Source organism: Mycobacterium cookii (genome assembly GCF_010727945.1).
Classification (GTDB): Bacteria; Actinomycetota; Actinomycetes; order Mycobacteriales; family Mycobacteriaceae; genus Mycobacterium; species Mycobacterium cookii.
On the sequence record NZ_AP022569.1, the window covers coordinates 2,728,091 to 2,748,549 of the forward strand.

Sequence of the window (20,459 nt, forward strand, 5' to 3'; positions counted from 1 at the left end):
GATCTACAGACCGACCCTGTGCTGGGATCGAAGGTATGAAGTCGCGGTTTATTCCCTACGCCAATACTCCGGGCCGGCTGCTGGCCCAGTTGTGCGGCGACACCATGGTCGTGATCTGGTCGTTCGTGTGGGCGCTCGTCGGCCTGGCGGTGCACAGCGCGGTGTCGACGATCGCCGACGTGGGTCGACAGGTGCAAGGCGGTGCCGACGGTGTCGCCGACAGCCTGAAGTCGGCAGGCCACAGTGCCGACCGCATCCCGCTGGTCGGCAGCACTGTCAGCGAGCCGCTCACCGCGGCCAGCAAGGCCGCACTCGATATCGCCGGCGCCGGCCACAACCTGGACACCACCGCGAGCTGGCTGGCGATCGTGCTGGCGCTGGCGGTTGCGGCGCCCCCGACCCTTGGGGTGCTGGTGCCATGGCTGGTGTTACGTATCAGGTTCGTGCGGCGCAAGTTGACCGTGGGCGCGCTGGCCGCCACCCCGGCCGGTGCACAGCTGCTGGCGTTGCGGGCGTTGGCCAACCGGCCCCTCGGCCGGCTCGCAGCCGTCACCCCGGATCCGGTGGGGGCGTGGCGGGCCGGAGATCCGCATGCGATTCACGGCCTCGCAGCCATCGAATTGCGCTCGGCGGGAATGGCGGTCAGGAAGCGTTAGCGCAGTTCGACGACCAGGTGCCGGATGCCGGTATGGCGGTTGCTGCGAGTCCATTCCACGTCGCGCACCACCTGCACGGCCTGGAAGCGTGACAACAGTTCCTCGAACAGCACGCGTAGCTCCAGCCGCGCCAGGTTGGCACCCAGGCAGTAATGGATTCCCTGGCCGAAACCTAAGTGCGGGTTGGGATTCCGGTGGATGTCGAACTCGTCGGCTCGGTCGAATACCTCGGCGTCGCGGTTGGCCGAGCCCTCCCAGATCTGTACCTTCTGCCCCGCGGCGATCGTCTGTCCGCCGAGTGTGACGTCGCGGGTTGCGGTGCGCCGTTTTGACGGTGATGGCGATGTCCACCGGACCATCTCTTCGACGGCGACCGGCAACTCGTCCAGATCGTCACGTAGCGAACGCAATTGGCCAGGATGCTCGGCCAGCGCCAGCAGCCCACCCGCGACCGCGTTGCGGGTCGTCTCGGCGCCGGCGCTGAACAGCAGACTGAAGAACAGATATAGCTCGAGGTCCGACATGGCCGGCCTGTCGAGATCGTCGAGCGTCGCATTGGCGACGACCGACAACATGTCGTCGGTCGGCTCGGCCCGCTTCGAGGCGATCAGTTCCTGGCCGTAGTTGTACATTCGCGAGCCGGCCTCCTCGGCCGACAGCTGGGACAGCGCCGCCTTGCGCGATCTACCGAAATCGAACTGCGGCTCGATCGCCTCGAACAGCCAATGCCGTTCGGACTCCGGCACTCCCAGCAGGATGCAGATCATCTGCATCGGCAGTTCGGCGGCGATGTCGACGAGGAAGTCGAACGCTTCGCCGGGCACCACCGCATCGAGCAGTCGGCGGGTGCGGGCCCGGAGATCGTCCTCGACAGCGGAGATCATTCGCGGCGTCAGCCCCGAGCTGACCAGCCGGCGGATCTGTGAATGCCGCGGATCATCCATCATGTTGAGCACTTGGCCCGCGATGGACAGATCCTGCAGAAGCGTGCCGCCGAATGGCCGGTCACCGCCGGTCACCGACGAGAACGTCACCGGATCCTTCAGCACCGCAAGGGTTTCCGGGTAGCTGGCAACCGACCAGAACCCCTCGTCATCGGGGGTGTTCTCGGTCGGGCGATGCCAGTAGACCGGTGCGTCGCGACGGTGTACCGCGAAGAGGTCATGCGGAAAGCCGTTGGCGAAGTTGTCCAGATCGGTGAAGTCGATCTGGGAAAGCGCCCCGGCCAGCGTCACAGGATGGCACCCGGTATGTACTTGGCCGCATCGGGATAGCGGGCCACCAGCGCGTCGACTTCGGCGACCACCGCGTCGACTTGATCGGCGGCCGCACCGATGAAGGCTTTCCGGTCGGCGAGTGCGGCGTCGATCTCGGCGCGGTCCAGCGGTAGTCGCGGATCGGCGGCCAGCCGATCCAGCAGATCGGGCTCGGCTCCCTGCTCGCGCATCGCGAGCGCCGCAGTGACCGCGTGCTCCTTGATCACCTCGTGCGCCGCTTCGCGGCCCACGCCGGCACGCACGGCGGCCATCAACACCTTGGTGGTCGCCAGGAACGGCAGATAGCGGTCCAACTCACGCTGGATCACCGCCGGGTAGGCGCCGAATTCGTCGAGCACCGTCAGCATGGTCTCGATCTGCCCGTCGACCGCAAAGAAGCTGTCCGGCAACGTCACTCGGCGCACCACCGAACAGAACACGTCGCCTTCGTTCCACTGCGCACCGGCGAGCTCGGCGGCCATCGAGGCGTAGCCCCGCAGCACGACCTGCAGCCCGTTGACCCGCTCGCAGCTGCGGGTGTTCATCTTGTGCGGCATCGCCGAGGATCCGACCTGCCCGGCCGCGAAACCTTCGGTCACCAGATCGTGGCCGGCCATCAGCCGGATGGTGTGCGCAAGCGACGACGGGCCCGCACCCAGCTGCACCAGAGCCGACACCACGTCGTGGTCCAACGAGCGTGGATACACCTGCCCGACGCTCGTCAAAACCGTTGCGAAGCCCAAGAACTCAGCGATGCGCTGTTCGAGATCGGTCAGCTTGGCGGTGTCGCCGCCGAGCAGGTCGAGCATGTCCTGCGCGGTGCCCATCGGGCCCTTGATGCCGCGCAGCGGGTAGCGGTCGATCAATTCCCGCAGCCGGGTCAACGCCAGCAGCGTCTCCTGCGCCGCTGACGCGAAGCGTTTGCCCAACGTGGTGGCCTGCGCGGCGACGTTGTGGCTGCGCCCGGCCATCACCAGGTCGCGGTAACTCACCGCACGCTCGGCCAGCCGGGTCACCACCGCGACGCCGTGGGCGAACACCAACTCCAGCGACCGGCGAACCTGTAGCTGCTCGACGTTCTCGGTCAGGTCGCGGCTGGTCATCCCCTTGTGCACCTGCTCGTGGCCGGCCAACGCATTGAATTCCTCGATGCGGGCCTTGACGTCATGGCGCAGCACCCGTTCGCGGGCGGCGATCGACGCGAGATCGACGTCGTCGAGAACGCGTTCGTAGTCGGCGACAGCGGTGGCGGGGACGTTGACTCCCAATTCGGCCTGGGCCCGGAGCACCGCCAGCCAGAGCCGCCGTTCGGCGACGATCTTGGCCTCCGGCGACCAGATCGCCACCATCTCGGCGCTGGCGTACCGGTTGGCCAGCACATTGGGGATCGTCACAAACACACAGCTTAACGGCGCCGCAGTCGACGCGGATCAGGCACAGTGGGGCGCATGCACTTTGTTGGGCTCGATCTCGCCTGGGGCGAGAAGAACAACACCGGTGTGGCGGTTGTCGACGCCGACGGCCGGCTGCTGCACGTCGGCGCCGCGCACGACGACGAGAGCATCGAGGCCGCAGTGGAGCAATACGTCAGCGACGACTGCCTGGTGGCGATCGATGCGCCGCTGATCGTGCGGAACCCGGCCGGAGCCCGGCCCTGCGAGACGGCGTTGAATCGCGATTTCCACCGGTTCGAGGCGGGGGCGCATCCGGCCAACACCGAGAACCCCGCGTTCCGGAAACCGCGTGGCGCCCGCATCGCGACAGCGTTGACGCTCGACATGGATCCCGCCTCGAGCTCGCAGCGACGGGCGATCGAGGTCTATCCGCACCCGGCGTCGGTCGTGTTGTTCGGGCTGGACAAGACACTGAAGTACAAGAAGGGTTCGGTCGAGACCCGACGCAGTGAGCTGCTGCGCCTGATGACGCTGATCGAGGAGCTCGATAAGGCAACACCGCGGCTACGGGTGAACCACAACGTGTCCTGGGTGGAACTGCGCAAGCGTGTCGAGGCGGCGACTCGGCCGGTCCAACTCGACCGAGACGAGGATCCCGTCGACGCCGTGCTGTGCGCCTACGTCGCGCTGTATTGGTACCACCGGCCAGAAGACGTCACGGTGTACGGCGACTTCGCCACCGGGTACATCGTCACGCCGACGCTGCCGGCCAAGCTGGCTCCGACGGGGCGTCATCGCGTCAAGCCGCAACCCGACACCGAGGAATTGCGTGCGCGAGTCGCGCAAGTGGCTGCGCTACTCGACGAGGCGCAGCGCGAGTTGAGCGTGATCCGCAACGCGCTCGACATCTAGGTCGACGACGATGCACGCGGGAACCGCGTGAGGAGGAGTCGGGCCATCAAAAATAGGTCGATGACGATGCACGCGGGAACCGCGTGAGGAGGAGTCGAGCCATCAAAAATAGGTCGATGACGATGCACGCGGGAAGGCTGCGCATTCACTGTCAAGGCGCTTGAAAAGCCCTGCAAGAATTCACTAATCGCGCTCGACAGCCGCGTGACAGGCGCAGTCGGCGCAGATGCGTCAGATCCGTACCGGTCCCCGGTCGAACGGTGCCACCGCGTCGATGACATCAATCACAGTTGCGCGCGCGACAGTACGCGGATCCTGGCTGTCGTCCACCAGTGCGGACACCACCGCGCCGTCGACCGTGCAGATCAACGCCGAGACGACCTCGGTGCGTACCGAGCGGCCGGAGCGTTCGATGACCTCGGCGACGGCATCGACGCGCTGACGCAAATTGTGGCGTTGTATGTCGCGCAATCCGGGCAGCCGGGCGCAGGCGATGTGGCGCTCGTATCGCGAGATCAGCTGTTCGGTAAGGCACGGTTCGGATTCACTGCCGACGAGCAGGTCGACGAGGAGATCGGCAGTGGTCTCGGCGGCGCGGCGCCTGCGAGACAGCGTCGCCACCTGAGCACGCAACCGGGCGACCTCCAGCATCCCGATGTGGTTGACCGCACTGGCGATCAGATCGTCGAGACTGGAGAAGTAATACGTGGTCGACGCCAATGGAAGGCCCGCGCGGCGCGCGACGGCGCGATGGCGGACCGCCTCGAATCCGCCCTCACGCAGCAGATCGGCAGCAGCGTTGACCAGTTCGTACCGCCGTCGTTCACCCTTCGGGGTGACGGCCCCTTTGGGGGTTGCGGCAGGCTTCGGGGTGACGGCAGACGTCGAAGCGACCGGTGCCGGCGCGGCGGCAATGGTCGGCGCAGCCACAGCTACCTCAGGAGCAACAGCTCCTTGGGGAGCGACGGCCGCGGTCACCTCAGACATGCTGCCAGGCAGGCTGGTGCCGCATACCCCTTTCGGACAAACCCCCTCGACCGGCGCAGCGGGGTTTTATGATGCCGCGGCACTTTATGATGACCCGATGCCCGAGTTGAGTCGTCGCGCCGTGCTGCGCCTGGGCACCGGTGCGGCGGCCGGAGTGTTCGGCGCCTACGCGATGGACCGGTTGCTTGCAGGCCGACCACCGGTGACGACGCCGGTGACGATGACCGGCACCGGGATTCCGCTGGCGCCACACCCTCCGCTCGACCCGCCGCCCGTCGCGGCGCCGACGATGATGACCGGCTCATTCGTGTCGGCGGCACGTGGTGGGGTCGCCACCAACTGGGCGATCGCCCGGCCGCCGGGCCAAACCAAACCGCTCCGGCCGGTGATCGCACTGCACGGCAAGGGCAGCAGTGCTGCCACCGTGATGGACGGTGGCGTCGAACAGGGATTGGCCCAGGCAGTGAACGCCGGCCTGCCTCCGTTCGCTGTGGTCGCGGTAGACGGTGGCGGAAGCTATTGGCACAGAAGGGCTTCCGGTGAAGATTCCGGCGCCATGGTGCTGAACGAACTCATCCCGATGCTGAACTCTCAGGGACTCGACACCTCGCGGGTCGGGTTTCTGGGCTGGTCGATGGGCGGTTACGGCGCCCTGCTGCTAGGTGGTCGACTGGGCCCGGGCCGAACCGCGGCGATCTGTGCGGTGAGTCCGGCGCTGTGGTTGGCGTCGGGAGCTGCCGCGCCTGGCGCGTTCGACGGCCCTGACGACTTCGCGAGCAACTCGGTGTACGGGATGCCCACGTTGGCGTCGATCCCGATCAGGGTGGACTGCGGAAACAGCGACCCGTTCTATTCGGCGACCAAGCAGTTCGTGGGCCAGCTACCCAACCCGCCCGCCGGCGGGTTCTCTCCCGGTGGCCACGACGCGTCGTTCTGGAGTTCGCAACTGCCTGCCGAATTGACCTGGATGGCACCGCTGCTCACTGCGTGACCGGGCAGCCGATCAGACCGGCGGCCACTATCAAAAGCCTTACGATATTTGATACGATAGCCCGCTACATTGCAGGCTGGGAGCACGGAGGTAACCCACATTGGCCAGGCAGGCCGTCGCGGACAAGCGGCAACGGCGTGAACGTGGATCGATCAGCGTTGACGAGATCATCAACGGCGCCTTCGACGTCGCCGCGGAGGTCTCGGTCGACGGCTTGAGCATGCCGCTGTTGGCCAAGCACCTCGACGTCGGTGTGACGAGCATCTATTGGTACTTCCGAAAAAAGGACGATCTGCTCAACGCGATGACGGATCGAGCCCTAGGCCAATACGACTTCGCCACACCCTTTGTCGAGGGCCAAGATTGGCGTGAGTCGTTGCGCGCGCATGCTCGCAAAATGCGCCAGACATTCCGGGACAACCCGATTCTCTGCGACCTGATCCTGATCCGCGGCACCTTCGGTCGCGAGGCGACACTGGCCGCCTTCCAGAAGTTGGAGAAGGCGATCGCCACGCTGGTCGAAGCCGGCCTGTCAGCCGAGGACGCGTTCGACACCTACTCCAGCATCTCGGTCCACACCCAGGGTGTCGCGGTGCTGGAGCGACTGAACGACAAATCGACCGACGCCGAATCCCCGCGCCACAGCGGCATGTCGGTCGTCGACCCTGAAACCATGCCGCTGATCGCGCAGTTGACGCAGAAGGGCCACCGCATCGGGGCGGCCGACGACATCAACTTCGAGTACGGGCTGAACTGCATCCTCGATCACGCCAGCCGGCTGATCGACGCAGGCTAGTTAGACCTCGATCACGACGGCGCCACCCTGGCCGCCACCCGCGCACATCGCCGCCACGCCGATCCCGCCGCCGCGCCGGCCCAGCTCGTACACCAGGGTGGTCAGCATCCGCGCACCGCTGGCAGCGATGGGGTGGCCCAGGCTGCAGCCGCTGCCGTAAATGTTGACCAGATCCTCGTCGAGCCCGTATTCACGGCACGCGGCGATCGGCACCGACGCGAACGCCTCGTTGATCTCCCACAGCGTCACATCGCCGGGCGCCAGGCCGGCCCGGTCCAGCACCTTGCCGATCACCTTGACCGCGCCCAGACCGGTGTCCTTCGGCTCAACCGCGGCCGTGGCCCACGCCTTGACCGAGCCGAGCACCTTCAGCCCACCCGCTCGCGCGAAGTCCGCGTCGGCCAGCGTTAGCGCGGCGGCCGCGTCATTGGTGCCGCTGCTGTTACCCGCCGTGATCGAGAAGCCCTCGATCTCCGGGTGCAGCACCTTCAGCGAGGCCAGCTTCTCCAGCGTGCTGTCGCGGCGCGGATGCTCGTCGACGCTGAACTCGATCAGCGCGTCATCGAGGCCTTTGATCTTCAGCGGCACGATCTCCTCGACGAACGCGCCCCTGTCGATCGCTCCGATGGCACGTTGGTGCGACCGGAATGCCCAGGCGTCCATCTCTTCGCGGCTGATTCCGACTGACTGCGCGGTGTTCCATCCGACGGTGATCGACATGTCGCGGCCCGGCGCTTCGGGTGTCTCGACGTGAGTCGGCGGAATCCACTTCTCTTCGAATTCCAGGGTCGGGCCCGGGATGCGCCAGTTCATCAGCGGCGTCATCGACAGCGACTGCACACCGCCACCGACGACGACTTTCTCCGCGCCGGAGCCGATCTGCGCGGCTGCGTTCGCTACTGCGGTGAGGCTGCCGGCGCAGTGCCTGTTGACCGCCTGACCCGGGACCGTCGACATACCCGAGGCCGACGCCGCATAGCGGGCCATGTCACCGCCGCCGTAGTGCGATTCGGCGAAGATCACATCGTCGATGTCGGCCACCTCGACCCCGGACCGCCGCACAGCCTCTTGCAGGATGGTGGTCGCCAGTACCTCGGGCGGAGTGTTGACCAGAGAGCCTTTGAAAGACGTCGCGATGGCGGTCCGGACAGCGCTGACGATGACGGGCTGGGACATGTGGTCGACCTTCGATTCGGAAGCGTGCGGGTTACAAAATGGGCGAGAAGCGTAAATCGTATCAATTACCGTAGCGGCGACGATATTGGGCGTCGATCCGCTGCTCCGTAGGCTGATCGGGTGCAACCCTTCACCTGGGACCTGCCCTACGCCTGGCCACGCAAGCCGGTGCTGGCAGCCAATGTGGTGTGCACCACGCAACCGCTGGCGGCTCAGGCCGGTCTGCGGATGCTGGCCGACGGCGGCAGCGCGGTCGACGCAGCGATCGCCAGCGCGATTGCGCTGACGGTGGTAGAGCCGGTCTCCAACGGCATCGGCTCGGACGCCTTCGCGATCGTGTGGGACGGCGATGAACTGCACGGGCTCAACGCGTCCGGGCGCTCCCCCGCCGCGTGGACGCCGGAGTATTTCGGCGACAGTGGCGTACCCGCGCTCGGCTGGAATTCGGTGACCGTCCCCGGCGCCGTGTCGGCATGGATTGAGATGCATGCGAAATTCGGGAAACTGCCCTTCGATCGGCTCTTCGAGCCGGCGGTCTCCTACGCCCGCAACGGCTTTCTGCTCTCGCCGACGATCGCCGAGCAGTGGGCGGCACAAATCCCACTATTCAGGTCCCAGCCCGGCTTCGCCGAGACATTCATGCCGGCCGGCCGTGCCCCGAAACCCGGCGAGCAGGTCACATTGCCCGACCACGCCGCCACGCTGGAGACGATCGCCGCCACCAACGGCCAGGCCTTCTACCGCGGCGAGCTGGCCGCCCGGCTCGAGGCGCATTCGATCGCACACGGCGGCGCCATGCGGGCCAGTGACCTTGCCGCACATCACGCCGACTGGGTCGGCACCATCTCCGGCGACTACCGCGGGTACACGGTCCACGAAATACCGCCCAACGGCCAGGGCATCGTCGCCCTGGCCGCGCTCGGCATTCTCGAGAACTTCGACATGGCCTCGTACCCAGTCGATTCCGCCGACAGTGTGCATCTGCAGATCGAGGCGTTAAAACTCGCGCTCGCCGACGCGCAGGCCTACGTCGCAGACATCGACCACATGCCGGTGCACCCTTACGAGCTCCTGAGCAAGGTGTATCTGCGTGAGCGAGCGGCGTTGATCGACCGGAACAAAGCGCGGCCGGCGACCGCCGGGACACCGCGCGGCGGAACGGTATACCTCACCGCTGCCGACGCGTCCGGCGTCATGGTGTCGATGATTCAGTCCAACTACATGGGGTTCGGCTCCGGCGTCGTGGTACCCGGCACCGGCATCGCCTTGCAAAATCGCGGCGCGGATTTCACTGCCGCACAGGGGCATCCGAATCAAGTCGGACCCAACAAGCGGCCCTACCACACGATCATCCCAGGCTTTCTGAGTAAAGACGGCGCACCGGTGATGAGCTTCGGGGTGATGGGCGGCCCGATGCAGCCGCAGGGCCATGTCCAGGTCGTGGGGCGCATCGTCGACCACGGCCAGAATCCGCAAGCAGCCTGCGACGGCCCGCGCTTCCGCTGGGTGCAAGGGTTGGAAGTGTGCTGCGAGAAGGGTTTTCCGCCATCCACGCTGGACGAACTGCGGCGGCGCGGCCACCAGCTGGTCAGCACCGACGACTACAACCAGTTCGGCAGTTGCCAGGCGATCTGGCGACTCGACGGTGGATACCTCGCGGTCAGCGACCCGCGCCGGGACGGCCAGGCGGCCGGCTTCTAGAGGTGGATCTTGCCTTCGGCGGCCGCCGAACCGATGTCGGTGCGAAAGTGGCTGCCGGGCAATTTGATCGACGCCAGGATGTCGTATGCGGCCGAACGTGCCGCCGCCAGATCCGGTCCGGTGCCCACCACCGAGAGAACGCGTCCGCCCGACGAGACCACCGCGCCGTCGTCGCGGCGGACGGTTCCGGCATGCAGAACGCCGTCTGCGTCCGAGCCAACGATGACGTCGCCGACGCGCGGGCGGCCCGGATAGTTTTCCGCCGCGAGCACCACCGTCACGGCCGCACCGTCGCGCCAACGCAGTTCGCCGAAATCGGCCAGCGTGCCGGTGGCGGCGGCATAGAGCAGCTGGCCCAGCGGCGAATCCAGCAGGCCGAGCACCGACTGCGTCTCCGGGTCGCCGAATCGGCAGTTGAACTCGATGACCGCCGGCCCCTGCGACGTGATCGCCAGTCCAGCGTACAGCAGACCGGAGAAGCCGGCATTGCGCCGAACTAGTTCGGCGGCAACGGGTTCCACGATCTGACTGACGATGCCGCGGTAGACGTCGTCGGGCAGCCACGGCAACGGCGCGTAGGCACCCATGCCGCCGGTGTTGGGGCCGCTGTCGCCGTCTCCGACGCGCTTGAAGTCTTGCGCCGCCAACAACGGCACCACAGTCTGGCCGTCGACGACGCAGAACAACGACACCTCGGGGCCGTCCAGGAACGACTCGAGCAGCACCGGGTGGCCGGACTCGAGCAGGCTCGCCGCATGCGCGCGCGCGACTTCGCGGTCCGGCGTGACCACCACACCTTTGCCGGCGGCCAGCCGGTCGTCTTTCACCACCCAGGCCGCATCGCCGGCCCCGGGACCGAACCGGTCCAGGGCGGCGTCCAAATCCGCTGGGCTGTCGACGATCTCACTGGACGCGGTGCGCACGCCGGCGGCCGCCATCACGTCTTTGGCGAAGGCCTTGGAACCCTCGATCTGCGCGGCGGCCTTGCTCGGCCCAAAACAGGCAATACCGGCGGCACGCACGGCGTCGGCCACGCCGAGCACCAAGGGCACTTCGGGACCGATCACCACCAGGTCGGCGTGAACCTTGCGCGCCAGCGCGACGACGTCATCGCCGGACGAGACGTCGACGTCGTGCTGGTCGGCTATCGATGCGGTGCCGGCATTGCCCGGGGCGATGGCCAGTGCGTCGACCTGCGGGTCAGCCCGCAACGCCAGCAACAGGGCGTGCTCGCGGGCACCGGAGCCGATCACCAGGACGCGCACGGAGAGTCACTTTAGCGGGGTGGCGATGCGCGCCGTGCGACGACGGTCAGACGATCTTTTCGAGCAGGGTTTTCAGTTCCTTCTGCTGCGCGGCCGTCAGGCGCCGAAGGCGCTTGTCGAACTCCTCCGACAGCGCCGACATGCCGCCCGTGGCGGCCTTGCGCCCGGTCGCGGTGAGTAGCAAGCGATGGCGCCGGAGATCGGACGGATCGATCTCGCGACGCACGAAGCCCGACGCCTCGAGTCGCTTCAGGTACACGGTGACCGTCGCCTTGGGCATGCTCAACGCCGTGGCGAGTTCGGCCGGATAGGGATGCTCATCGATCTCGGCAAGCAGGAACAATTCCTTCGACTCCAGGCCCAACGCGCAGATCTCGTCCTCGGCGCAGGAGATGACCGACAACAGCACCCGGTAGTTCAGGGACCAGATTCTGGCCGCATCGGACATCGACTTGCCAGGTCGTTCAGATACGAACTAGTTTGAATATGAACAAACGCATAATCGAACAATCTACCAGAAAGCCGCCATCATGCCTCTGGATCAATACGTGACACTCGGACGATCTGGCCTGCGCGTCAGCCCGCTGTGCCTGGGCGCCATGACGTTCGGCGAAGATCTTGGCTGGGGCACCAGTGTCGAAGAGTCCCAACAGATCATCGACCGATACATTGAACTTGGTGGCAACTTCATCGACACCGCCAACTTCTACACTCGGAGCCACTCCGAGAAGATCCTCGGGGACCACATCGGCCGCCACGCCGCCCGACGCGACCGTCTGGTGCTGGCAACGAAATTCAGTGGGAACCTGTATCCGGGTGACCCCAATGGTGGCGGCTCGGGCCGCAAGTCGTTGATCAACGCCTGCGAAAACTCCCTGCGGCGGTTGCAGACCGATTACATCGACCTGTACTGGCTGCATATCTGGGACGCCAACACGCCGATTGAGGAAACGATGGGCGCCCTGGATGACCTGGTCGCTGCCGGCAAGGTTCGCTATATCGGTGTTTCCGACACCCCGGCGTGGAAGATCGTGGAAGCCAACCTGATTGCCCGCTTCCGCGGCTGGTCAAGCTTCATCGGCCTGCAGGTCGAGTACTCGTTGCTCGAACGCGCCATCGAACAAGAACTGGTGCCGATGGCGAGCGAATTCGGCCTCGGCATCACGCCGTGGTCGCCGCTGAAAAGCGGTGTGCTGAGTGGCAAGTACACCCGCGCCAACGGCGGCGGGGGCAGCGCCGATCGAGGAGCGATGGTCGATGCCTTTCTCAACGACACGACCTATGCGCTGATCGATGAATTGGAAGTCATCGCCGAAGCGCATCAGACCAACGTCGCCAGCGTCGCGCTGGCCTGGGTACACGCGCAGGCTGGCGTCTCGTCCGTGATCATCGGCGCCCGTAGGCTTTCGCAGCTCGACGACAACGTCCGAGCGGTCGACGTAGACCTCAGCGCAGACGAACTGGCCCGACTCGACGCGCTCACCAAGCCGAGGTTCGGATTCCCCAACAATATGCTGGACATGGCGCCGGGCATTCTCAACGGCGGAACGACAGTCAACGGTGTGACCGCGCCGACGTCGGAGTATGTCATGCCGAAAGGCGCTCAGCCGTACTGAGATTGACGGCCTACTCGCCCGAGTGCATCTTCAGCGCGCCCTCGACGTTGGCTTTCTTGTCCTCACCGACGCCCTTGGCCGCGGCCTTCCTCCGTTTGTTCACCACGGCGTCGACGGCGCCGTTGAGCGCAGAACCCAGCGGAAAGCCGAGGTAGTGGGTGAGGAAGACGGCCATTTCCTTGAGCTCGGTTTCGCTGAGCTCGCCGTTGAGCAGTGCGGCGTTGATCTGGATCTCGGCCAGGTCGCGATTGCCGATCGCCGTCACCGCGGTGAGCGTCATGATCCGCTTGTCGCGCATCGACAGCCCGGGTCGGGTCCAGATCGAGCCGAACAGGTGATCGACGGTCAGGTCGAAATAGGCGTCGCCCTCGATGTTGGGCATCTCCCAGCCGTAGACCTCGTTCATCTTCTCGAGGCCTTTGCGGCGAAGCTCGTCCATCTAAGCCTCTTTCTCTGTGTGCGGCAGCCCGAGTCCGGCCGCCAGCCCCTGGTAGGCCAGCCGCGCCAGCGGAAGCTCCACCGACACCGCGTCGCCCAAGGCGAGCGCCAGGCTCAAGTCCTTCTCCCCAAGCCCGCGGGTGTGCAGGAATGGCTGATACAGGAAGTGTTCCGGCTCAAGGTCTTTCATGTCATCGCGGACCATGATCGCACCGGGACCGCTGGTCAGTGCGTCGGTGTGACGCACCACCCGGCCAAGTGCTTGCAGATCCAGCCCGGCCGCCTCCGCCAGCTTCATGGCCTCGCACGCCGCGACGTAGGAGGTGAACGTCAACATGTTGCGGGCCAGCTTCATTCGGGTTCCCGCGCCCGGTTCGCCGGCGTGGACCACCATGCCAGCCCATTGTTTGAACGCCGGCTTGATCCGCTCGTACACCTCGCGCTCGGCGCCCACCATAGTGGCGAGCTCACCCTTTTCGGCAGCGGCCGCGCCACCGCTGACCGGAGCGTCCACGATGTGAATGCCCTGCGGCTTCAATTCGTTCGCCAGTTCCGCAGCGGTGGTGTCTCTGATCGTGGAGTGGATTGCGATGACGGTGCCTGGCTTCGCGTGGCCGGCGAGTTCGCCGACGACCTGGCGCACCTGAGCGTCGTCGAGCACAGTGACGTGGACGATATCGGCGGCGGCGACGTCGGCGATGCTGTCGGCCAGGCTCGCCCCGGCTTCGGCGAGCGGCGTCATCGCCTCGGTGCGGATGTCGTAAACCGTCACACCACCAGGTGATTGGGTCATTCGCTTGGCCATCGGCGCGCCCATGTTGCCCAGTCCGATGTAGCCCAGTTTCACATGGTCCGTCATGATCGGATGACCTGTCCGCCGTCGACATTGAAGATCTGACCGGTGATCCAGGACGCCTCATCGGAAAGCAGGAACAAGCACATGCCGACCAGGTCTTCAGGCTTTCCCATCCGGGATAGCGGAAGACCTTTGACGATGTCTTGGACGATCTCCTGGGGAGTGGTGGTCCGGTTGGCCTCGGTGTCGATGGGTCCGGGCGCGATCGCATTGATCCGGATGTTCTGGCCACCGAGTTCGCGGGACAGCTGCTGAGTCAGTCCGTTGATCCCAACTTTGGCCAGACCGTAGAAGTTCGAGTACAGCCACGCCGCGGTCGACGACTGGTTGACGATCGCTCCGCCACCGCGCTTGGCCATCTTCTTGTAGACAGCGCGAGTGCACCACAACGCGCCATCGAGGTTGACGCTCATGAATTTCTTGTAGTACTCGGGGTCCACGGTGAGCAGGAAATCGAGTTTCATGCCCCCGAAGATCGCGGCGTTGTTGACCAGGTAGTCGATGCCGCCGAATTCGGCCAGTGTGCGGTCGGCCATCGCTTTGGCCGACGCGGGGTCGGACACGTCGACCGGAATGCTAATGGCCTTGCCGCCGTCGGCATTGATCTGCTTGGCCACGCCGTCGGCCGCCTCAGCGTTGATATCGGCCACGACGACAGCCGCCCCTTCGGCGGCCAGCGCCTCGGCATAGGCCTGACCGATACCGCCACCGGATCCGGTGACGATCGCGACCTTGTTTTCGAATCTCACGCTCTGGGCTCCCTCTAGTTGACCGCTGTCGCAATGGTTTTGGTTTCCAGGTACTCCTCGAAACCGGCCAGACCCATCTCGCGGCCGTTGCCGGACTGCTTGTAGCCGCCGAACGGCGCATCGGCCGAATACCAGACACCGCCGTTGACGTTGATCGTGCCCGCCCGGATCCGTGCGGCAATTTGTGCAGCCCTGTCCGGGTCGGCGCCGAAAACGGTGCCGGACAAGCCGTATGGCGAGTCGTTGGCAATCCGCACGGCGTCGTCGTCGCCGTCGTAGGGAATCATCGTCAGGACCGGGCCGAAGATCTCCTCGCGGGCGCAGCGGGCGTCGTTACCCAACCCCGCGATCACAGTCGGCTCGATGAAGTAGCCGACGTGACGGTCGGCCGGCCTGCCGCCGCCGCATGCGAACGTCCCGCCCTCAGCGATCGCCGAGTCGAGGTAGCCCTGGATCCGGTCCCTCTGACGCGCCGAAATCACTGGCCCGCAGATGGTTCCGGGATCAGTGGGATCCCCGGCCTTGATTCCGCCCACCGTTGCGGCCGCGGTGGCGACGGCTTCGTCGTATTTCGCACGGGGCACCAACAGCCGCGTCGTGATCGCGCAGCCCTGCCCGGCGTGCATGCAAACCGAGAAGCCCGCCATACCCACCGCGCCGGCCAGGTCGGCGTCGTCGAGCACGATGAATGCCGACTTGCCGCCCAATTCGAGGAACACCCTTTTGATCGTCGCGGCCCCGTCGGCCATCACGCTGCGACCGGTTGCCGTCGACCCGGTGAACGAAACCATATCCACCCGAGGGTCTTTGGCCAACAACGCGCCGACGCCGTGGTCGCTCGAGGTGACGATGTTGACCACGCCGGGCGGGAAGTCGGTGTGCTCGGTGATGAGCTCGCCGAGTACGGCCGCGCACCAGGGTGTGTCCGGTGCAGGTTTGAGGACCACGGTGTTCCCCGCGGCCAGGGCGGGTCCGATCTTGGCGAGGTTGATCTGGTGCGGAAAGTTCCATGGGGTGATCGCGCCGACGACGCCGACAGCCTCGCTGGCGATCGTGCGCCGGGTAGGGATACCCATAGGCGACGCCAGGCCGAGATCCTGGCTGTACTCATACGATTCGGCGGTGTCCGCCGCGAACGCCAGATCGTTGACGGGGACCTCGAGCTGAGCGATCGCGGTGAGCATCCGTGGCGCACCGACTTCGGCGATGGTCAGGTCGCGAAGCTCCTCGAGGTGCTGCTGCATCGCGTCGCGGAGCTGGCGTACGCAGCGCACCCGCAACGCGGTGTCGCGCGACCAGTCGGTGTCGTCGAACGCTCGCCGGGCCGCCTCGATGGCCTGGCCCATGTCGTCGGCGCCGGCGTCGGCGGCGACGCCCAGAACTTCCTCGGTCGCCGGGTTGACGGTCGTGAACGTGCCTTGGCTGCCGCTCGTCAGCTTGCCGTCGATGAGCAGGGAGCTCACACCATCGGCCAGCAATGCCATCTCTGCCTCCGCGCCTCGTCGAGTGGACACATGTCCGGAATTATTTCGTCGAACATAGTCGCCACCGGCCGCGAAGTGCAAGAGCCTGGCTGCCATTGCCCGCAGATGCTGCTGTTCAAGTGCTGTTTTCCGAAACGGGCTTGCCACCAATCAAGCTCGTCGGATAACTTGGACATGTGTCCAGCGACCCAGTGGTCACGATCACTCCCGACGCCGGCGGCCCGGCCCGGGACGTACCGCGCAACCGTCGACAAGAAGAAACGTTCCGCAAGGTGCTCACCGCGGGAGTCGATGTCTTGCGTGAGACGTCCTATGCCGACCTGACCGTGCGCGCGGTCGCCGCGCGGGCCAAAGTGGCCCCGGCGACGGCCTACACCTATTTCTCGTCGAAGAATCACCTGATCGCCGAGGTGTACCTGGACCTGGTGCGACAGGTGCCCTATTTCACCGATGTCAACGAGCCCATGCCGACTCGGGTCGACAAGGCGCTGCGCCACCTTGCTCTGGTGGTCGCCGACGAACCCGAAGTTGCCGCGGCTTGCACGACGGCGCTGCTCGGTGGCGGCGGAGACCCGGCGGTCCGGATCGCGCGCGACCGGATCGGCGCCGAGATACACCGCCGCATCACCTCAGCCATCGGTCCCGACGCCGATCCGCGCACCGTGTCGGTGCTGGAGATGGCGTTCTTCGGGGCACTGGTCAACGCCGCCAGCGGGGCCTACAGCTATCACCAGATCGCCGACCATCTCGCTTACGCGGTCGGCCTCATTCTCAACAAGGGGGAAACTCGATGACCCTGCAGGTCGACAAGCCGCTGCTGGATCCCTACGACTACGACTTCCACGAAGACCCTTACCCCTATTACCAGCGGCTGCGCGACGAAGCCCCGCTGTATCGCAACGAGGAGTTGGGTTTCTGGGCGCTGTCCCGGCACGCCGACGTCCATCAGGGTTTCCGAAACAGCACCACGCTGTCCAACCGCTTCGGCGTTTCGCTTGACCCCGCATCCAGGGGACCGCACGCCTCCAAGACCATGTCGTTTCTGGCCATGGACGACCCGGCTCATTTGCGGCTGCGGACGCTGGTGTCGAAAGGCTTCACGCCCAGGCGAATTCGCGAGCTGGAGCCGCGCGTCACCGAGATCGCGACGCGCCACCTCGACACCATGCTGGAGAAGGCGGCATCGGGCACTGTCGACTACGTTGACGAGTTCGCCGGCAAGCTGCCGATGGACGTCATCTCCGAGTTGATGGGAGTCCCCGACCCGGATCGGGCGGAGGTACGCGCCTGGGCCGACGGCGTCATGCACCGCGACGAAGGTGTCACCGATGTGCCGGCCGCAGCGATCGAGGCATCGCTCAACCTCATCGTGTACTACCAGGCGATGGTCGCCGAGCGTCGCAAGAAGCCGACCGATGATTTGACCACGGCGCTGCTGGAGGCCGAGATCGACGGCGACCGGCTCACCGACGACGAAGTCCTCGGCTTCATGTTCCTGATGGTGATCGCCGGCAACGAGACCACCACCAAACTCCTTGCCAATGCTGCATTTTGGGGCCACCGCAACCCCGATCAGCTGACTTCGGTATACGCCGACCCCGCGCGGGTGCCGCTGTGGGTGGAGGAGACGTTGCGCTACGACACCTCCAGCCAGATCCTGGCCCGCACGGTATCCGGCGATCTCACGCTGTATGACACGACGATCCCGGACGGCGATGTGCTGTTGCTGCTGCCCGGATCGGGACACCGCGACGAACGCGTATTCGACAAACCCGACGACTTCATCATCGGCCGCGACATCGGTTCCAAGCTCTTGAGTTTCGGCAGCGGTGCACACTTCTGCCTGGGTGCCCACCTGGCCAGGATGGAGGCCCGGGTGGCGCTGACCGAGTTGTTCGGGCGGATCAAGGGTTACCAGGTCGACGAGGCCAATTCGGTTCGTGTCCATTCCAGTAACGTGCGCGGGTTCGCGCACCTTCCGATGACCCTGGAGGTCTCCTAGATGCCCCGCTTCGCTCCGCTGCCAGAACGTCGGCCGGCGATCGTGGCGGGCGCCTCCTCCGGTATCGGCGAGGCCACCGCCGTCGAACTCGCCGCGCACGGCTTCCCGGTCGCCTTAGGGGCGCGCCGGGTTGAGAAGCTCGACGACATCGTCGGCAAGATCAACGCCAACGGCGGCGAAGCTGTCGGATTCCATCTGGACGTCACCGACCCGAACTCGGTCAAAGCCTTTGTCGCACAGTCGGTCGACGCGCTCGGCGACATCGAGGTGCTGGTGGCCGGCGCGGGCGACACCTACTTCGGCAAGCTTGCGGAGATCGCAGGCGACGAGTTCGAGTCACAGCTGCAGATCCACCTCGTCGGCGCCTTCCGGTTGGCCTCAGCGGTGCTGCCGGGCATGCTGGACCGGCAGCGCGGCGACCTGATCTTCGTCGGCTCCGATGTGGCGCTGCGTCAGCGGCCGCACATGGGCGCCTACGGCGCCGCCAAGGCCGCGCTGGTCGCGATGGTCACCAACTTCCAGATGGAGCTCGAGGGCACCGGCGTGCGGGCCTCGATCGTGCACCCCGGCCCGACGAAGACATCGATGGGCTGGAGCCTGCCGGCCGAGAAAATCGGCCCCGCACTGGAGGATTGGGCCAAGTGGGGCCAGGCCCGTCACGACTACTTCCTGCGCGCCGCGGACCTGGGTCGGGCCATCACGTTCGTCGCCGAAACCCCGCGCGGTGGCTTCATCGCGAACATGGAACTTCAGCCCGAAGCTCCATTGGCCGACAACACGGATCGCCAGAAGCTCGCGCTCGGCGAAGATGGGATGCCTTCATGACTTCGACTGCCACCGTGCCCCGGGTCTCCGGCGGCGAAGAAGAACACGGCCATCTCGAGGAATTCCGCACCGACCCAATTGGTTTGATGACGCGGGTCCGCGAAGAATGCGGTGACGTCGGCTGGTTCCAGCTGGTCGACAAGCACGTCATCTTCCTGTCCGGCGCCGAAGCCAACGAGTTCTTCTTCCGTTCCGCCGACGAGGATCTGGATCAGGCCGAGGCGTATCCCTTCATGACCCCGATCTTTGGCAAGGGCGTCGTGTTCGACGCCAGCCCCGAACGCCGTGCCGAGATGTTGCACAACACCGCTTTACGGGGCGAGCACATGAAGGGCCACGCGGCGACCATCGAGAACGAGGTCCGCAAAATGATCGCCGGCTGGGGCGAGGAAGGCGAGATCGAATTACTCGACTTCTTCGCCGAGCTGACCATCTACACCTCGACGGCGTGCCTGATCGGCGTGAAGTTCCGCAACCAGCTCGACCACCGCTTCGCGGAGTACTACCACCTGTTGGAGCGAGGCACCGATCCACTGTGCTACGTCGACGCCTACCTGGACATCGAAAGCTTCCGAGTCCGTGATCAGGCGCGCGCCGCACTGGTCGACTTGGTACAGGGGGTCATGGACCAGCGCATCGCCAATCCGCCAACGGACAAGAGCGACCGCGACATGCTCGACGTGCTGGTGTCGATCAAAGACGACGACGGTAATCCCCGCTTCTCCGCCGACGAGATCACCGGCATGTTCATCTCGCTGATGTTCGCCGGGCACCACACCAGTTCGGGGACCTCGTCGTGGACACTGATCGAGCTGCTGCGCCACCCCGATTCCTACGCGCAGGTGGTTCGCGAGCTCGACGACCTCTACGCCGACGGCCAGGAGGTGAGTTTCCATGCGCTGCGCCAGATTCCGAAGCTGGACAACGTTCTCAAGGAGACCCTGCGGCTGCACCCGCCGCTGATCATCCTGATGCGGGTCGCCCAGGGCGAATTCGAGGTCGAGGGTTTTCCGATTCACAAGGGTGACTTCGTCGCGGCATCGCCGGCGATCTCGAACCGGATTCCCGAGGACTTCCCCGACCCTGATGCCTTCAACCCGGATCGGTATAACAAACCCGAGCAGGCTGACGTCGTCAACCGGTGGACCTGGATTCCGTTCGGAGCAGGGCGTCACCGCTGTGTCGGCGCGGCGTTCGCCCAGATGCAGATCAAGGCGATCTTCTCGGTTCTGTTGCGCGAGTACGAGTTCGAGATGGCGCAGCCGGCCGACAGTTACCACAACGACCATTCCAAGATGGTGGTGCAGCTGGCCAGGCCGGCCAAGGTGCGTTATCGCCGTCGCGGCAAGGAGTGA

At 65.7% G+C, this 20,459-nt stretch carries 20 protein-coding genes; 10 read left to right on the plus strand and 10 right to left on the minus strand.

Annotation, left to right across the window (positions count from 1 at the left end; genetic code table 11):
* The first annotated feature begins 35 nt into the window (after positions 1 to 35).
* Complete coding sequence (locus G6N27_RS12865; RefSeq protein ID WP_163776670.1) at positions 36 to 656, plus strand: hypothetical protein; 621 nt, start codon at positions 36 to 38, stop codon at positions 654 to 656.
* Here the strand turns inward: G6N27_RS12865 and G6N27_RS12870 are convergent.
* The gene (locus G6N27_RS12870; protein WP_163776671.1) at positions 653 to 1,891 is read right to left on the minus strand and encodes a cytochrome P450; all 1,239 of its coding nucleotides are present in this window, start codon (positions 1,889 to 1,891) and stop codon (positions 653 to 655) included. The two genes, G6N27_RS12865 and G6N27_RS12870, sit on opposite strands and share 4 nt — an antisense overlap.
* The gene (gene purB / locus G6N27_RS12875; RefSeq protein ID WP_163776672.1) at positions 1,888 to 3,306 is read right to left on the minus strand and encodes an adenylosuccinate lyase; all 1,419 of its coding nucleotides are present in this window, start codon (positions 3,304 to 3,306) and stop codon (positions 1,888 to 1,890) included. Before purB ends, G6N27_RS12870 begins: the two co-directional genes overlap by 4 nt.
* Before the next feature lie 54 nt (positions 3,307 to 3,360).
* Here purB and G6N27_RS12880 point away from each other — a divergent pair, with 54 nt between their 5' ends.
* Entirely contained in the window at positions 3,361 to 4,218 is an 858-nt protein-coding gene (locus tag G6N27_RS12880; protein WP_163776673.1) for a DUF429 domain-containing protein, read from the plus strand.
* A gap of 231 nt (positions 4,219 to 4,449) precedes the next feature.
* On the opposite strand, the gene G6N27_RS12885 is transcribed toward G6N27_RS12880, so the two are convergent.
* On the minus strand, positions 4,450 to 5,205 hold the full coding sequence (locus G6N27_RS12885) for a TetR/AcrR family transcriptional regulator (protein ID WP_163776674.1): 756 nt from the start codon (positions 5,203 to 5,205) through the stop codon (positions 4,450 to 4,452).
* Between the two features lie 97 nt (positions 5,206 to 5,302).
* Here G6N27_RS12885 and G6N27_RS12890 point away from each other — a divergent pair, with 97 nt between their 5' ends.
* A complete protein-coding gene (locus tag G6N27_RS12890) occupies positions 5,303 to 6,196 on the plus strand; it encodes an alpha/beta hydrolase-fold protein (RefSeq protein ID WP_163776675.1) in 894 nt (297 codons plus the stop codon).
* A gap of 100 nt (positions 6,197 to 6,296) precedes the next feature.
* Entirely contained in the window at positions 6,297 to 6,992 is a 696-nt protein-coding gene (locus G6N27_RS12895) for a TetR/AcrR family transcriptional regulator (RefSeq protein WP_163776676.1), read from the plus strand.
* On the opposite strand, the gene G6N27_RS12900 is transcribed toward G6N27_RS12895, so the two are convergent.
* Positions 6,993 to 8,168, minus strand: a complete 1,176-nt coding sequence (locus G6N27_RS12900; RefSeq protein WP_163776677.1) for a thiolase family protein — start codon at positions 8,166 to 8,168, stop codon at positions 6,993 to 6,995.
* A gap of 120 nt (positions 8,169 to 8,288) precedes the next feature.
* On the opposite strand from G6N27_RS12900, the gene ggt reads away from it, so the two are divergent.
* Positions 8,289 to 9,869: a gamma-glutamyltransferase gene (gene ggt, locus G6N27_RS12905; RefSeq protein WP_163776678.1), complete on the plus strand. Its 1,581-nt coding sequence runs from the start codon at positions 8,289 to 8,291 to the stop codon at positions 9,867 to 9,869.
* Here the strand turns inward: ggt and purD are convergent.
* Both purD and G6N27_RS12915 read right to left on the minus strand, forming a co-directional pair.
* A complete protein-coding gene (purD, locus tag G6N27_RS12910; RefSeq protein WP_163776679.1) occupies positions 9,866 to 11,134 on the minus strand; it encodes a phosphoribosylamine--glycine ligase in 1,269 nt (422 codons plus the stop codon). The two genes, ggt and purD, sit on opposite strands and share 4 nt — an antisense overlap.
* Positions 11,135 to 11,180: 46 nt before the next feature.
* On the minus strand, positions 11,181 to 11,582 hold the full coding sequence (locus tag G6N27_RS12915) for a MarR family winged helix-turn-helix transcriptional regulator (protein ID WP_163776680.1): 402 nt from the start codon (positions 11,580 to 11,582) through the stop codon (positions 11,181 to 11,183).
* A gap of 82 nt (positions 11,583 to 11,664) precedes the next feature.
* Here G6N27_RS12915 and G6N27_RS12920 point away from each other — a divergent pair, with 82 nt between their 5' ends.
* Positions 11,665 to 12,750, plus strand: a complete 1,086-nt coding sequence (locus tag G6N27_RS12920) for an aldo/keto reductase (protein WP_163776681.1) — start codon at positions 11,665 to 11,667, stop codon at positions 12,748 to 12,750.
* Between the two features lie 10 nt (positions 12,751 to 12,760).
* Here G6N27_RS12920 and G6N27_RS12925 read toward each other — a convergent pair whose 3' ends face one another.
* From G6N27_RS12925 to G6N27_RS12940, 4 genes are read right to left on the minus strand one after another with little or no spacing between them, the layout of a single operon-like run.
* On the minus strand, positions 12,761 to 13,189 hold the full coding sequence (locus G6N27_RS12925; RefSeq protein ID WP_163776682.1) for a carboxymuconolactone decarboxylase family protein: 429 nt from the start codon (positions 13,187 to 13,189) through the stop codon (positions 12,761 to 12,763).
* Positions 13,190 to 14,047, minus strand: a complete 858-nt coding sequence (locus tag G6N27_RS12930; protein ID WP_163776683.1) for an NAD(P)-dependent oxidoreductase — start codon at positions 14,045 to 14,047, stop codon at positions 13,190 to 13,192. It lies immediately after the preceding gene.
* Positions 14,044 to 14,793, minus strand: coding sequence for an SDR family oxidoreductase (locus tag G6N27_RS12935; protein ID WP_163776684.1), 750 nt, complete (start codon positions 14,791 to 14,793; stop codon positions 14,044 to 14,046). Before G6N27_RS12935 ends, G6N27_RS12930 begins: the two co-directional genes overlap by 4 nt.
* A 14-nt stretch (positions 14,794 to 14,807) precedes the next feature.
* A complete protein-coding gene (locus G6N27_RS12940) occupies positions 14,808 to 16,277 on the minus strand; it encodes an aldehyde dehydrogenase (RefSeq protein WP_163776685.1) in 1,470 nt (489 codons plus the stop codon).
* 176 nt (positions 16,278 to 16,453) lie between these two features.
* Between G6N27_RS12940 and G6N27_RS12945 the strand changes: the two genes are divergently transcribed.
* The 4 genes from G6N27_RS12945 to G6N27_RS12960 are packed head-to-tail and all read left to right on the plus strand — an operon-like array spanning position 16,454 to position 20,459.
* Complete coding sequence (locus tag G6N27_RS12945; protein WP_163776686.1) at positions 16,454 to 17,071, plus strand: TetR family transcriptional regulator; 618 nt, start codon at positions 16,454 to 16,456, stop codon at positions 17,069 to 17,071.
* On the plus strand, positions 17,068 to 18,279 hold the full coding sequence (locus tag G6N27_RS12950) for a cytochrome P450 (protein WP_163776687.1): 1,212 nt from the start codon (positions 17,068 to 17,070) through the stop codon (positions 18,277 to 18,279). Before G6N27_RS12945 ends, G6N27_RS12950 begins: the two co-directional genes overlap by 4 nt.
* The gene (locus G6N27_RS12955; protein ID WP_163776688.1) at positions 18,280 to 19,104 is read left to right on the plus strand and encodes an SDR family oxidoreductase; all 825 of its coding nucleotides are present in this window, start codon (positions 18,280 to 18,282) and stop codon (positions 19,102 to 19,104) included.
* Entirely contained in the window at positions 19,101 to 20,459 is a 1,359-nt protein-coding gene (locus G6N27_RS12960) for a cytochrome P450 (RefSeq protein WP_163776689.1), read from the plus strand. The genes G6N27_RS12955 and G6N27_RS12960 overlap by 4 nt, the downstream gene beginning before the upstream one ends.